This window comes from Chengkuizengella sediminis (genome assembly GCF_010078385.1).
GTDB classification, from domain to species: Bacteria; Bacillota; Bacilli; order Paenibacillales; family KCTC-33759; genus Chengkuizengella; species Chengkuizengella sediminis.
This window is the reverse complement of the sequence record NZ_SIJC01000001.1, coordinates 392,479-406,416: the sequence shown is the minus strand read 5'-3', so window position 1 is coordinate 406,416 and position 13,938 is coordinate 392,479. Positions and strand designations below refer to the sequence as shown.

At 34.0% G+C, this 13,938-nt stretch carries 16 protein-coding genes; 15 read left to right on the top strand and 1 reads right to left on the bottom strand.

Annotated features, from left to right (window positions below):
* The first annotated feature begins 90 nt into the window (after nt 1–90).
* From EPK97_RS01950 to EPK97_RS01940, 3 genes are all read left to right on the top strand, one after another.
* Nucleotides 91–687 (top strand): hypothetical protein, encoded by a 597-nt coding sequence (locus EPK97_RS01950; RefSeq protein ID WP_162034915.1) that lies wholly within the window; start codon nt 91–93, stop codon nt 685–687.
* A 269-nt stretch (nt 688–956) separates the two neighbouring features.
* The gene (gene gndA, locus EPK97_RS01945; RefSeq protein WP_162034914.1) at nt 957–2,372 is read left to right on the top strand and encodes an NADP-dependent phosphogluconate dehydrogenase; all 1,416 of its coding nucleotides are present in this window, start codon (nt 957–959) and stop codon (nt 2,370–2,372) included.
* A 127-nt stretch (nt 2,373–2,499) separates the two neighbouring features.
* Nucleotides 2,500–3,012, top strand: coding sequence for a shikimate kinase (locus EPK97_RS01940; protein WP_162034913.1), 513 nt, complete (start codon nt 2,500–2,502; stop codon nt 3,010–3,012).
* Between the two features lie 56 nt (nt 3,013–3,068).
* Here EPK97_RS01940 and EPK97_RS01935 read toward each other — a convergent pair whose 3' ends face one another.
* Nucleotides 3,069–3,368 carry a rhodanese-like domain-containing protein gene (locus EPK97_RS01935; protein WP_162034912.1) on the bottom strand — a complete coding sequence of 100 codons (300 nt, stop codon included), beginning with the start codon at nt 3,366–3,368 and terminating at the stop codon, nt 3,069–3,071.
* Between the two features lie 95 nt (nt 3,369–3,463).
* Between EPK97_RS01935 and crcB (EPK97_RS01930) the strand changes: the two genes are divergently transcribed.
* The 12 genes from crcB (EPK97_RS01930) (at nt 3,464) to acsA (ending at nt 13,916) form a co-directional block, all read left to right on the top strand.
* On the top strand, nt 3,464–3,856 hold the full coding sequence (gene crcB, locus EPK97_RS01930) for a fluoride efflux transporter CrcB (RefSeq protein WP_162034911.1): 393 nt from the start codon (nt 3,464–3,466) through the stop codon (nt 3,854–3,856).
* Nucleotides 3,853–4,221: a fluoride efflux transporter CrcB gene (gene crcB / locus EPK97_RS01925; RefSeq protein ID WP_162034910.1), complete on the top strand. Its 369-nt coding sequence runs from the start codon at nt 3,853–3,855 to the stop codon at nt 4,219–4,221. The genes crcB (EPK97_RS01930) and crcB (EPK97_RS01925) overlap by 4 nt, the downstream gene beginning before the upstream one ends.
* A 16-nt stretch (nt 4,222–4,237) precedes the next feature.
* Nucleotides 4,238–5,533 carry a 3-phosphoshikimate 1-carboxyvinyltransferase gene (gene aroA / locus EPK97_RS01920; RefSeq protein ID WP_162034909.1) on the top strand — a complete coding sequence of 432 codons (1,296 nt, stop codon included), beginning with the start codon at nt 4,238–4,240 and terminating at the stop codon, nt 5,531–5,533.
* Nucleotides 5,534–5,594: 61 nt separating this feature from the next.
* Nucleotides 5,595–6,014: a CoA-binding protein gene (locus EPK97_RS01915; protein WP_162034908.1), complete on the top strand. Its 420-nt coding sequence runs from the start codon at nt 5,595–5,597 to the stop codon at nt 6,012–6,014.
* A 144-nt stretch (nt 6,015–6,158) separates the two neighbouring features.
* Entirely contained in the window at nt 6,159–6,809 is a 651-nt protein-coding gene (locus EPK97_RS01910; RefSeq protein WP_162034907.1) for a hypothetical protein, read from the top strand.
* 102 nt (nt 6,810–6,911) lie between these two features.
* Nucleotides 6,912–8,651, top strand: coding sequence for a phosphoenolpyruvate--protein phosphotransferase (gene ptsP / locus EPK97_RS01905; protein ID WP_162034906.1), 1,740 nt, complete (start codon nt 6,912–6,914; stop codon nt 8,649–8,651).
* Nucleotides 8,652–8,666: 15 nt separating this feature from the next.
* On the top strand, nt 8,667–9,191 hold the full coding sequence (locus EPK97_RS01900) for a type 1 glutamine amidotransferase domain-containing protein (RefSeq protein ID WP_162034905.1): 525 nt from the start codon (nt 8,667–8,669) through the stop codon (nt 9,189–9,191).
* Nucleotides 9,178–9,615 carry a VanZ family protein gene (locus tag EPK97_RS01895; protein ID WP_162034904.1) on the top strand — a complete coding sequence of 146 codons (438 nt, stop codon included), beginning with the start codon at nt 9,178–9,180 and terminating at the stop codon, nt 9,613–9,615. Before EPK97_RS01900 ends, EPK97_RS01895 begins: the two co-directional genes overlap by 14 nt.
* 56 nt (nt 9,616–9,671) lie before the next feature.
* On the top strand, nt 9,672–10,094 hold the full coding sequence (locus tag EPK97_RS01890) for a YgiT-type zinc finger protein (protein WP_162034903.1): 423 nt from the start codon (nt 9,672–9,674) through the stop codon (nt 10,092–10,094).
* Nucleotides 10,095–10,308: 214 nt separating this feature from the next.
* Nucleotides 10,309–11,313: a catabolite control protein A gene (gene ccpA, locus EPK97_RS01885; RefSeq protein ID WP_162034902.1), complete on the top strand. Its 1,005-nt coding sequence runs from the start codon at nt 10,309–10,311 to the stop codon at nt 11,311–11,313.
* The gene (locus EPK97_RS01880; RefSeq protein ID WP_162034901.1) at nt 11,313–12,029 is read left to right on the top strand and encodes a 5'-methylthioadenosine/adenosylhomocysteine nucleosidase; all 717 of its coding nucleotides are present in this window, start codon (nt 11,313–11,315) and stop codon (nt 12,027–12,029) included. The genes ccpA and EPK97_RS01880 overlap by 1 nt, the downstream gene beginning before the upstream one ends.
* A gap of 162 nt (nt 12,030–12,191) precedes the next feature.
* Nucleotides 12,192–13,916, top strand: a complete 1,725-nt coding sequence (gene acsA, locus EPK97_RS01875; protein ID WP_162034900.1) for an acetate--CoA ligase — start codon at nt 12,192–12,194, stop codon at nt 13,914–13,916.
* The last annotated feature ends 22 nt before the right edge of the window (nt 13,917–13,938 follow it).

The following is a 13,938-nucleotide window of genomic DNA, read 5'->3' as shown; positions in this document are numbered from 1 at the left end:
ACATATAATTCAGTATAATATAAGTAACAAGAAATTTTCAGAATTTTCTGTTATTAACGTAAAAATAATGAAACGATGAGGAGGATCGCCGTGAAACAAAGTTATGAAGTGGAATATTGCAACCTTGAGTTGCGCTTTGACCGTCAACTAATTCAGAATTTTATAACCAATTTGATTGAAGAAGGTTATTCATTATATTGGAATGAAAATGATAAGTATTTTATTATTTCAATTCGTTTAGGAAAAAAACTGTTAAAATTAAAATTTGAACGAATGAAAGAACGTTTTAAAATGATAGGAAATTACTCAATTACTGATAGAAGGTTAGCTGAACTAATGGAAAAGATGATAGAGAATTCTAAAGGGCATGCTATTGTAAAAAGATTTTTAGACTCCCAAATTTTAATTGAAAATATCATGTTTGGCGAAATTATTAGAACGGTTGAAATTAATGGAGTTGAGCAAAAGGTACTTTATCAAAAGGATCCTTATATTACATTAGAAGCCGTTATACAGGCATTTGAATCTTCTAGGATAGAAGAAAGAATTCCTATATTACGTTATGAATTGGATGTTGAATTAGCTATGCTTCATAAGCTTCTTATAAATGGGAGTGTAGATGAAATTAAATCCTGTAAGGAAAGATTAAGGAATTTAAGTCATGAATTTATTTTATTGGAAGGTTAGGTAAATAATGAACAATGGTATAAAAGCGATTGCAAGTTAAAAAGGACTATCTAAATGTGTTGTGTGGATCGTCCTTTTTAACTTGTAAATTACTTCTACTTTAAGTACTTTAAGAATTTTTAAAATTCACCTTTAAAGCTTGCCAATGGGTGAGTTTTTTTTGCTATTTTAGCTTAGATAAACGATTTTTACAAAAGAAGGTTTGTGGTATTCATTAAAAATAGGTAAAATAAACATTAGAAATTGGATGGAAGGATGTAAGAAATCATATGTCAAAACAACAAATCGGTGTGATTGGACTTGCAGTCATGGGTAAAAATTTAGCTTTAAACATTGAAAGCAGAGGTTTTTCAGTGTCTGTATTTAATAGATCATATCAGAAAACAGATGAGTTTTTAAACGAAAATACAGATAAAAAGGTATCAGGTTATGATACGATAGAAGGTTTTGTAAACTCATTAGAAGTTCCAAGAAAAATCATAATCATGGTAAAAGCAGGTGATCCGACTGACGATACAATTCAAAAGTTATTACCTTACCTTTCAAAAGGAGACATTATTATTGATGGCGGGAACGCTTATTTCCCTGATACACAAAGAAGAAATAAACAATTAGAAGAAGCAGGTATTCGTTTTATTGGTACTGGAGTTTCTGGTGGTGAAGAAGGTGCATTAAAGGGACCTTCCATTATGCCAGGTGGTCAAGAGGATGCTTATAAATTAGTTGAGCCGATCTTAACAGCCATTTCAGCTAAAGTAAACGGTGACCCTTGTTGTACTTACATTGGTCCGGATGGTGCTGGTCATTATGTGAAAATGGTACATAACGGAATCGAATATGGTGATATGCAGCTTATATGTGAAGCATATCATCTTATGAAGGATGTTCTACAGTTAGAGACACAAGAGATTCATGAAATTTTTTCAGAGTGGAATAAAGGTGAGCTTGACAGTTACCTAATCGAAATTACAGCGGATATTTTTACAAAAATAGATTCAGATACGAATAAGCCAATGGTTGATGTTATATTAGACACTGCTGGACAAAAAGGGACGGGGAAATGGACTAGTCAAAGTGCACTTGATTTAGGCGTGCCTTTATCCATCATTACTGAGTCTGTATTTGCTCGTTTTATCTCTGCAATGAAGGAAGAGAGAGTAGCGGCAAGCAAAGTCTTGACTGGACCCAAAGCGGTTGAGTTAAGTGAAGGAAAACAAGAATTAATTGAAGCAATTAGAAAAGCTTTATATGCAAGTAAAATTTGTTCTTATGCACAAGGCTTTGCTCAAATGAGAGCTGCTTCAGAAGAATATAATTGGAATTTACAATATGGTAATATTGCAATGATCTTTAGAGGAGGCTGTATTATCCGAGCTGGATTTCTACAAAACATTAAGGATGCATATGATCGAGATTCAGAATTGAGAAATTTATTGTTAGATCCTTATTTTAAAGAAATTGTAGAAAATTATCAGGATGCTTGGAGAAAAGTGGTTTCTTTAGCTGTTACACATGGAATTCCGGTTCCAGGTTTTTCAACTGCACTAGCTTATTATGATAGCTATCGCACTGAAAGACTACCAGCGAATTTGTTACAGGCACAGAGGGATTATTTTGGAGCTCATACATTTAAACGAATTGACAAAGAAGGTACTTTCCATTTTGAATGGTTAGACAGTGAATGATATTCATTTTAAGATAAAAAAGGTTGAGAATTACCTCTTCTCAACCTTTTAAATTACATAAAGAGTTTAGTGCAACAAAAGAGAAAAGGATTGAGATTGATGTAGTCATGAAGGGGAAGGGAGAAAAATGAAAAAAAATATCGTTTTGGTTGGTTTTATGGGAACTGGAAAATCTACGGTTGGAAAACAACTTTCATTAAAATTAGGTTGGGAATTTGTTGATACAGATCAAATGATAGAACAGAGAGAAAAAATGAGTATTCCGGAAATTTTTTCAAAGAAAGGTGAAAATTACTTTAGAGAAGTAGAGACAATAATCATCCAAAAAGTAATGTCAAATGAAAAACAGGTTGTAGCAACAGGGGGAGGGTCTGTATTAAATCTTCAAAATCGAAGCTGTATGTTAAGTCATGGTACTGTAATTCATCTTGATGCTGAAGTAGAGGAGATAATTAAACGTGTAAAGAGTGAAAAACATAGACCATTACTTCAAGGGAATTTAAAAGAAAGGGTCTATGAAATGATGGAGAAACGTAAATATGCTTATGAATTTGCAGACTTTGTCATTGATACAAATGTTATTGAAGTAGATAGTATTGTGAAACAAATTTATAACCTCATTATATTACATAAAAAATAAAATAATACTAGGAACAAATATATGAGATTAACTCTATGTAGTATTTATGGGATTATTTAGAGCTTATCCCACTTTAACATGCCACCTTCCATATTCTTAAGATTTTTTAATCCTAACATTTGTAAATATTCAAGTGCTTTTCCACTTCGATTCCCGCTTCGACAGACGAGGATAATATCGTCAGTTTGTTCAATTTCTTGATGGCGTACAGGTAATTCTCCCAATGGGATATGTTTCGCACCTGATATCATTCCTTGAGCAACCTCTTCGTTCTCTCGAACATCGATAATGTTGAGTTCTAAACCTTGATCTAATTTATCTTTTACTTCCTTTGGTAAAATGATTTGCTGACTCATTATTTTTTGTCGCCTCCAGTAATTAAGTTATGACCAAAAGTATGAAGTGTCTTGAACATAGTATTTTTATTATACCATAGAAAGGATATAGCAACATGCCATGGGTAAACAGTGATAAGGCGATCTACTTATATATCGGTTTAGCAGGATTTATAGGTGCAAACCTACGCTTTATGATTAGTGTATTGACCTATTCAAGTGACTACTTTTTTCCAACAGGGACTTTACTTTGTAACTACATTGGTTGTTTTGCATTAGGTTGGTTTTCTCAATATATAGGGACTAGCCAATTATCATTGAAAATGAAAACAGCCATTTCTACAGGACTTATTGGTTCTTTTACGACTTTTTCTGCTTTTAGTGTAGAAACCATTTCTTTATTGCAAGATGGAAAAATGTTTATTGCCTTTATCTATATTATGATAAGTTTTATTGGTGGATCTCTTTTTGCTTGGATAGGTTATAAAATAGGACGTGTATTTATATGAGTTTAATACAAATTTACTTAATAGGCATCGGTGGGTTTTTAGGTGCTTGTAGTCGTTTTTTTGTATCTGGTGTTTTTGCAAGAAGATGTTCAACAAAATTTCCATATGGTACACTTACTGTAAATCTTATAGGATCATTTTTTTTGGGACTATTATTTGCTTGTATGAATTCAGGCTATGAACTTTTTATGTTGTTTTTTGCTACAGGATTTTTAGGATCTTTTACTACATTTTCAACTTTTAAAGTAGAAATATTGAAGATGTATATCGATAAAAATTGGAAAGTTTTGTTTTTATATATTTCATGTAGTTATGTTCTTGGTATTTTATTAGCTTATATTGGGTTTTTAATAGGAGTGAAATAAGGGAGAGATAAACAAAATGAATGCAATTGTAAAACCTACTGGGAAGTTAAAAGGAGAAATCAATTCTTTATCTTCAAAAAATTACACAACGCGTTATTTATTAGCCGCAGCATTATCTGAAGGAACAAGCACAATTTATTACCCTGCTCATAGTGAAGATAGTGATGCAATGAGAAGATGTATTCAGGATCTAGGCGCACAAATGCAAGAGGACCATGAAAAGATTATAATTACAGGTTTTGGAAAATCACCGAGTCCAGTAAAAGAACTCAATGTTGGAAATGCAGGAGCAGTATTACGCTTTTTGATGTCCACTGCTGCCCTATGCCCTGAAGTGACGTTTGTGAATGCTTATCCAGAATCTCTAGGCAAAAGACCACATGATGATTTAATTCAAGCATTAGAACAAATAAATATTAGAGTTGAACATCAAGATGGCAAGCTTCCAATCAAAATATATGGGGGTAATCCGCAAGGTGGCAAAATTCAAGTGTCTGGGGACGTTAGTTCACAGTTTTTAAGTTCTTTATTGTTTTTAACACCTTTACTTGAAGAAGATAGTGAAATTGAAGTATTAGTTGATCTCAAATCAAAGGTGGTAGTTGGACAAACCTTGGATGTTTTAAAACAAGCTGGCATTCAGGTTGAGGCCAGTGATGATTTCATGTTCTACAAAATCCCAGGTAATCAAAAATATTTACCTCAAAAATACATAGTGGAAGGGGATTATCCTGGTTCTGCAGCTATATTAGCCGCAGCAGCGGTCACAGATTCCAATGTCACAATGCTTCGTTTAATGGAAGATAGTAAACAAGGAGAAAAAGCAGCTGTGGATGTGCTCAAAGAGATGGGTGTAAATATAACTTATGATCAATCCACATTAAAAATTATTGGGAATCAAACACTTAATGCTGGTGAATTTGATGGGGACCACTTTACAGATGCGGTGTTAGCATTGGTAGCTGCTGCAGTATTTGCAAAGGGTACATCACGTTTCTATAATGTGGAGAATTTAAGATATAAAGAGTGTGATCGCATTACTGATTTTTGTAATGAATTGAAAAAAGCCGGGGCAAAAGTGGAAGAAAGACAAAGTGAAATTATTGTACATGGGCAACCTAATGGTGTGGATGGTGGAGTAGAAATTAATGCACATTATGATCATAGAGTGATTATGGCACTTACGGTAGTTGGATTGCGTTCAAAGAAAGGTCTTATTATTCGTGATGCACATCATGTTGCGAAGTCTTATCCACAATTCTTTGAACATATCCAATTTTTAGGTGCAAATGTGGAGTTACAAGAAGACTAACATGCCAAAAAAGTAAAGATCAGCTTCAAAGCTTAACCTAAAAGTATAGGGGGAATTAAAAATGCACGAAAATCCATCTAGAGATCAAATTAAGGAAATACTTAAACAAGCTGAAACTGTAGCTGTTGTTGGTCTCTCTGATAAATCTGATCGTACGTCTTATATGGTTTCAGAAGCTATGCAAAAAAGGGGTTATACAATCATACCTGTCAATCCTAATGCTGAAGAAATATTAGGCCAAAAAAGTTACAAAAGCCTTATGGATATCCCGCAATCCGTTGATATAGTTAATGTCTTTCGTAGGAGTGAATATACTGCACCTGTAGCGAAGGAAGCGGTTGAAATTGGAGCAAAGGTACTTTGGTTGCAGTTAGGTATAGAAAATGAAGAATCAGCCCAAATTGCTAAAGACGGTGGGCTAGAAGTGATAATGGATCGCTGTATTAAAGTAGAAGACTCTATTTTGAATCCAAAAAGTTAAAAATAAAAAACTCCTTTTTTTTGGAGTTTTTTTTATCCCAATACCTTCCATAATAAAAAGAGTTTATTCTTGAAAAACTATTATAGGCTACACAATTTGAAAAACTTACTCTGTGTAGACTATTTATTTAGGGAGGAATTTACGTTGTATCATCAACAAACAATGAACCAATCTCAGCAATCACAATGGATGCAACCTTCACAGCAACAAGCTGCTTCCAATCAATTCCATTTAACTAGTTTCCGAAGCAACCAGCAACGAGCAGGTGCTAACAACACAATCCAAGCAGGAACACAGACAACTTATCAACCAGCAGGATTTGTTCCGTCCGCATATCAAGGGAGTACTCCATCTACCCATACAGGAAATCAATCTTGGCAAAGTCATATGGCAGTGCCACAATCTTATCGCCAAACAAATTATCGTAGCAATCAACCATCAGCTCAAAATACATTTAAAAGACAAACTTTTAGTCAGCCAATAAACCAAGCTACTGGATATGCGAATCAAACACAAAATCAACATCAGACTTATCAACCAGCAGGATTTGTTCGGTCCATGTATCAAAGCAATCAGCAGCAAGAAAATCAGACAACAACACATCCTTCTACAATGCAAAGAACTCAAACGACTGCTTATCAACCACAACAATTTTCATCTAACAATCCTCAGTCGTTCCATTTAACAAATTACAAAGCTAATCAACGAAGCCAGGCTTGGAGTAGAAGCGATTTTAGTCCTTCTGACCAGTTTATGAATCAAACTCAATCTGTAATTCCCAGACCTTCACATTAAATTTGATTCGATTAACTCTGGTTCTTCATGAACCAGAGATTTTTTTTGACAAAATATCGATAACGATTTACCATCAATATAGTAGGAAGGTGGGGAATAACATTGGTTAAAGGAATCGCGGCATCTTCTGGTATCGCAATAGGTAGAGCGTTCGTTCTTCCTTCATGGAATTGGGATTTAAATGAAGAGAATATAAGTGTAAATGATTTTGCAAAAGAATTTGAAAGGTTATATGAAGGCATACAAATATCTAAACATGAAATATCAAACATAAAAAAAGAATTTAATGAAGTGATTGGTAGTGAAGAATCGAAAATTTTTGACGTTCACTTAGCCATTTTGGATGATCCAGTTTTTATGGATGAAATTCAAGGAATTATAAAACGTCAATATAAAGTAGCAGAAGTAGCAGTTAAAGAAGCGATGGATCATTTTACAAATATGTTTGATTTGTTGGATGATGAATATATGAGAGAGCGCGCTTTAGATATTAAAGATGTTGGTAATCGATTGCTTAAACATTTGTTAGGAACTCCTGAGGTTACTTTACCCCAGGATAATCAACCTTTTATTTTAGTGGCTAAAGAGCTGTCTCCTTCACAGTTAGCACATTTAAATCCTTCTCATGTGGAAGGAATTCTGACGATGGCAGGAGGAAAAACTTCTCACTCTGCTATCATGGCGCGTGCATTAGGAATTCCATCTGTTTTGGGTTTAGAAGGTAAGATCGAAACCACGATTGAAACGGGTGATTTCATTGTTCTAGATGGAGATGAAGGTAGTGTATATGTAAATCCAAACGAAGAAATCGTACAAGCTTACAATCTCAAAAAACAAACGTGGTTAGAGAAGCAAAAAAGTTTACAAAAAATAATCAATGTACCAGCAACTACGATGGATGGTAAAGAAATTCAATTAGATATAAATATTAATTCACAAAACGACGTAGATTTTGCTTTATCTTACGATTCATCTGGAGTTGGATTATTTCGCAGTGAGTATTTGTATATGGATCGTGATCAATTCCCGTCCGAAGAAGAACAACTGAAAGCTTATAAAAATGTGGTAAAAAAACTTGGGAGTAAGCCAATTATTATTCGAACATTGGATATCGGTGGAGATAAGCAATTAGATTATGTTACTTTTCCTGAGGAGGATAATCCTTTTTTAGGATATCGTGCTATTCGTTTTTTACTGGATCAAAAAGACATTTTTAAAACACAATTAAAAGCTATTTTAAGAGCAAGTGCAATGGGAAATGTGAAAATAATGTATCCAATGATTTCATCTGTAGAAGAAATCAGAAAAGCGAATTCTATCTTAGAACAAGCTAAAGAGGAATTACTTGAAAAAGGTTATGATTTTAACCCAAACATAGAAATTGGGATCATGATAGAAGTTCCAGGTGCGGTTGCAATCGCTGATTTGTTAGCTCAAGAAGTAGATTTTTTCAGTATTGGAACAAACGATCTAATTCAATATGTATTAGCTGTTGATCGTATGAATGAACATATCGCTGATTTTTACGAACCATTTCATCCAGCGGTCATTCGAATGCTTAAACAAACAGTGGATGCAGCTAAAGCAAATAATATTGATATAAGTGTATGTGGTGAAATGGCTGGAGACTTTAATGCAACACCTATTTTTATAGGATTAGGTGTTCATAAATTAAGTATGTCCTCACAATCTATTTTACAAGTCAAAGAGAGAGTATTATCCATATACGAAACAGAATGTAAACAAATGATTGATGACATATTATTGTGTAAAACAAGTGAAGAAATAACTGAATTAGTTAAAAGGATGAATGATAAAACAAATTCGAATGTATCTTATTAAGAAGGAGGTAGTATTTTGGAATTACATGGAAAAAAAGTGATGGCTTTTGTGGAAAAAGAATTTGAAGATCTTGAATTATGGTATCCAGTATTACGAATGAGAGAAGCAGGTATCCAAGTTGATTTAGTGGGTCCAAAAGCAAATGAAACCTATATCGGAAAGTATGGCATCCCTATTTCTACAGAGATGGCGTTTGATGAAGTGGATTCTAGAGATTATATAGGATTATACGTTACAGGGGGCTGGGCACCTGATAAATTAAGAAGATATGAAGATGTATTACGTCTAACTAAAGAGTTTCATGAAACAAAGAAACCGATTGCTCACATCTGTCATGGCGGCTGGGTTTTGATATCAGCAAAAATATGTGAAGGGTTCACGATGACTTCAACACCTGGGATAAAAGATGATTTAATAAATGCAGGAGCAAGCTGGATAGATCAGGAAGTTGTTGTAGACCGCCATATCGTTTCTGGGAGAAGACCTCCTGATTTACCAAACTTTACAAAGGAATTTATACGTGTTCTTGCAGAAAAGTAAATCAATTCGAATTTTATTAAGATGGGTCCCAGCTCTTATTTGGATGATTATAATATTTGTTCTTTCTCAACAGCAAGGAGATGAGCTTCATTCTTTTTTACCTCTTTTTCAAAAATGGTTACCATGGATGAATAGTTTTAATTGGGGACATATTGTAGCCTATTTCATTCTTTCTTGGTTATTATTGTTGGGGTTAGGAAAAAAATATAATACAATTCAAGGCAAAATAATTGTTGTATGTTTGTGTTTATTATATGGGATTACCGATGAAATTCATCAGTCATACATACCTGGAAGAACACCTGAGATTTTGGATCTGAGAAATGATACAGTTGGAGCTTTTCTTGGGGTAGTGTTTATCTCAATTCCTCCTTTTAAAAAGGTTTATTCCAAGCTAATTTCTTCCTATATTTACCAAGATTGATGAACAGGAATTTGCTGATCAAGTGTCGAAATATTGACACATAGGGAGTGATTGGTTTGCAAAAAGAATGTAAGTGCGGTAATACACTGAGTATTCAATTAAGAACAGTTAAATACTCAAAAAAAGTACATATAAAAAATGTCCCCATATTTTCATGTGAAAAATGTGAGGAGAGTGAAGTGCTGCTGGATGTTAAGGAAGATTTAACTGAATTGATACAAAAAATACATACTTATTCCAAGAATCAAATATTTTTTAATGAAATCAATGAGTTTGCTCATCTTTTATTTGTAAGTTCAGAGAAAGAATTAATACACATCCCGATTGAGGATATCATTGAACAAAGGATTAATGAACTTCTTGATATATTATTGCTAGCTCAATCCCTAGATGATATAAAGTGGGTTAAGGAAACTGAGAAACGTTTATTACAGATCACAGATCAAATTATTTCTAATGAAAAAATCTACAAAATATAATAAAAGTATTTAAACTTAAAATTTGACCCAAGTTGAAAATTCTCAAGTTAAATTGTTATAGAATTTACATCTTTTCATGAGTTTTCATCGGTTATTTAGGTGTATTATGTAATTGTATTTCATTTATATAGATGTGAAAACTGCCGAAAGTTTACAATAAGATTATAATATCGTATGATATCTCTATAGAATATAACAATTGGAGAGAGAAAAAGTGACAGTAACTATTTATGATGTAGCAAGAGAATCAGGTGTATCCATGGCCACCGTATCGAGGGTAGTTAATAACAACCCGAATGTAAAACCTCAAACACGTAAAAAGGTGTTCGATGCCATAGAAAAGTTAGGATATCGTCCAAATGCTGTAGCTAGAGGGCTAGCTAGTAAGAAAACGACTACGGTAGGTGTAGTGATTCCTGACATTTCAAATACCATATTTTCAGAGGTTGCTAGAGGTGTCGAAGATATTGCCAATATGTATCGATACAATATTATTTTATGTAACTCTGATAAGAAAAAAGAGAAGGAAATTCAAGTGATTAATACGTTGTTGGAAAAACAAGTGGATGGATTATTATTTATGGGTGGCACAGTAACAGAAGATCACATTCATGCTTTTAAAACAACAAGTGTCCCTATTGTATTATGTGGAACGAAAGAAGAATCGGAAAATATACCATCTGTGGATATTGATCACGAAAAAGCGGCATATGATGCAGTACAAGCTTTAATAAATGAAGGCCATCGTGATATTGCTCTAATTGGTGGTAACTTTGAAGATCTAGCTAAAGGGTTTGCAAGATATCAAGGGTATATCAAAGCAATTGAAGATGCAGGACTAACCGTAAATGAAGATCTTATTCAAGTAGGTAACTTCCGTTATGATTCAGGTTTAGAAAAAATGAAGCACTTCCTAGAATCTAAACAAAACATTACTGCTGTATTTGCTGTAACAGATGAAATGGCTATAGGTGCAATTCATGCAATTCAAGATGCAGGATTAAAAGTACCTGAGGATATTTCTGTTATCAGTGTTGATAATATTAGAATGGCATCTATGGTGAGACCTTTGCTTACTACAGTTGCACAACCGATGTATGATATTGGTGCTGTTTCTATGAGGCTTTTAACAAAACTAATGGTGAATGAAGAGATTGAGCAATCTCAAATTATATTACCACATGAGCTAATTCAAAGAAATAGCGTGAAAAGCTTATAATGAATTATAATAAGATAGGATTAATTGGTGCAATGGATGAAGAAATAAAAAGATTTCTTGATCATATTGACAATCCAAAAACGGTTGTAAAAGCAGGAATACAGTTTTATGAAGGATATTTTCACGATACAAAGGTCGTATTATGTAAATCTGGTGTAGGAAAAGTAAACGCGGCAATATGTTCTCAAATTTTAATTGATACCTTCATGGTAGATGCTGTTATTTTTACAGGTGTTGCAGGTGCTCTTCATCCAGAACTACAAATAGGTGATATTCTTATCTCTACGGATTGTATGCATCACGATATGGATGCTACAGCACTTGGTTTTGATAAAGGTATGATTCCTTATGATAAAACCTCTATTTTTAAAGCAGATCATGAGTTGGTAAATTTAGCTTTCAATGCAAGTGAAAAGTGGTTTAAAGATCGTACTCGAAAAGGAAGAGTATTATCCGGAGATCAATTTATTGCTGATCGTGAGATTGTTAGAAATTTATATAAACAGATGGATGGGGATTGTACAGAAATGGAAGGGGCAGCAGTAGCTCAAGTGTGCTCCATGAATGCAGTTCCATTTGTCGTTATTCGTTCGATGTCCGATAAAGCTGATGGTTCAGCAAATGTTAATTTTGCAGAGTTTGTTGTAAAAGCCTCTCAACATTCTTATCAAATTGTAGAGCATATGTTTAAAAACATTACCCCTCACAAAATGTGAGGGTTTTTTTCGTTTGTGGATTATTTTACTCTATTGTAAGACATATATCACCTTGTAGATATGATATAATGGAAATGTCATAAAATGTTCATCGTATTTGTTTGTTTTCATATATTTTAATGGAAGCACTTACAATATAGTTATTGAAATAGGAGGGAGATTATGGGGAAAAATAATGAAGAAGTGCTGGAAGTAGTAGCTTCAGAAGCGAATTTACAAGACTACGAAACCGATCGTTCAGAGTTCGAGTGGGAGCATATTATAAAGGATTTTTCTTGGCACGATTCAGGGAAAGTGAATATGGCTTTCGAAGCGATTGATCGACATGCGGAATCAATGATAAAAGATAAGGTTGCTTTATACTATAGTGATTCAATACGTGATGAATCCTATACATTCGCAGACATGAAAAAGAAATCTAATCAAGCAGGAAATATATTAAAGGACCTTGGAATAAATAAAGGAGATCGTGTTTTTATTTTTATGCCAAGAACTCCAGAGCTTTATTTTGTCTTACTAGGAGCGATTAAAAACGGAGCCATCGTTGGTCCATTATTTGAAGCTTTTATGGAAACCGCAGTGAAAGATCGATTGGAGGATAGCGAAGCTGTTGCAGTAGTGACTACACCAGAATTACTTCATAGAATTCAAGTTGCAGATCTTCCAAATTTAAAACATATCATATTAGTTGGTGAGGATATTTCTTTATCTGAAGGACAGGTGGATTTTAATCAAGAAATGAAAAATGCTTCAGATAAGTTTGAAATGGAATGGGTTGATCTTGAAGATGGTTTAATTATTCACTATACTTCTGGCTCTACTGGGAAACCTAAAGGTGTTTTTCACTCACACAATGCGATGATTCAGCATTATTATACTGGTAAAATCGTTTTGGATTTACAAGAGGATGATATTTATTGGTGTACTGCTGATCCCGGATGGGTTACTGGAACTTCATATGGGATATTTGCTCCTTGGTTAAATGGGGCAACCAATGTGATTAGAGGTGGTAGATTTAGTCCTCAAGATTGGTATGAAACAATTCAAAAATATAAAATTACGGTATGGTACAGTGCTCCAACTGCATTTCGTATGCTGATGGGAGCAGGAGACGATGTTGTCCAACAATTTGATCTAACAAGTCTTAGACATGTATTAAGTGTAGGAGAACCACTAAATCCTGAGGTTATTCGTTGGGGGTTGAAAATATATAATCAGCGAATACATGATACTTGGTGGATGACAGAAACAGGAGGACAACTCATTTGTAATTATCCTCGGATGGAAATCAAACCTGGTTCAATGGGTAAACCTATACCCGGTGTGGATGCAGCAATCATTGATGATCAAGGAAAGGAAGTCCCTTCGTATCACATGGGGAACTTAGCAATTAAAACCCCATGGCCTTCGATGATGAGGAAAATATGGAAAAACGAAGCTAAGTATGAGGAATATTTTAGAATTCCAGGCTGGTACATATCTGGTGATTCAGCTTATCGTGATGAGGATGGTTATTTCTGGTTTCAAGGTAGAATTGATGATGTCATTAATACTTCTGGTGAAAGAGTAGGTCCATTTGAGGTAGAAAGTAAATTGGTTGAACATCCGGCTGTTGCAGAAGCCGGTGTAATTGGAATTCCTGATCCTGTACGTGGAGAAATTATTAAAGCTTATATTTCTTTGAGAAAAGGATACGAACCTTCACAAGAGTTAAAAGAACAGATTTCACAGTATGTAAAAGAAGGATTGTCTGCTCATGCAGCACCTCGTGAAATTGTATTTAAAGATAAGCTCCCTAAAACAAGAAGTGGTAAAATCATGAGACGTGTGTTAAAGGCTTGGGAATTAAACCTCCCAACTGGAGATTTATCTACAATCGAAGATTAGATAATTTATGAATAGATCTTTT

What these genes read in the sequence shown, in the direction of transcription:
- gndA (WP_162034914.1), top strand. Translation starts at nt 957, where the DNA reads ATGTCAAAACAACAAATCGGTGTGATTGGACTTGCAGTCATGGGTAAA.
- EPK97_RS01940 (WP_162034913.1), top strand. Translation starts at nt 2,500, where the DNA reads ATGAAAAAAAATATCGTTTTGGTTGGTTTTATGGGAACTGGAAAATCT.
- EPK97_RS01935 (WP_162034912.1), bottom strand. Translation starts at nt 3,368, where the DNA reads ATGAGTCAGCAAATCATTTTACCAAAGGAAGTAAAAGATAAATTAGAT.
- crcB (WP_162034911.1), top strand. Translation starts at nt 3,464, where the DNA reads ATGCCATGGGTAAACAGTGATAAGGCGATCTACTTATATATCGGTTTA.
- crcB (WP_162034910.1), top strand. Translation starts at nt 3,853, where the DNA reads ATGAGTTTAATACAAATTTACTTAATAGGCATCGGTGGGTTTTTAGGT.
- aroA (WP_162034909.1), top strand. Translation starts at nt 4,238, where the DNA reads ATGAATGCAATTGTAAAACCTACTGGGAAGTTAAAAGGAGAAATCAAT.
- EPK97_RS01915 (WP_162034908.1), top strand. Translation starts at nt 5,595, where the DNA reads ATGCACGAAAATCCATCTAGAGATCAAATTAAGGAAATACTTAAACAA.
- EPK97_RS01880 (WP_162034901.1), top strand. Translation starts at nt 11,313, where the DNA reads ATGAATTATAATAAGATAGGATTAATTGGTGCAATGGATGAAGAAATA.
- acsA (WP_162034900.1), top strand. Translation starts at nt 12,192, where the DNA reads ATGGGGAAAAATAATGAAGAAGTGCTGGAAGTAGTAGCTTCAGAAGCG.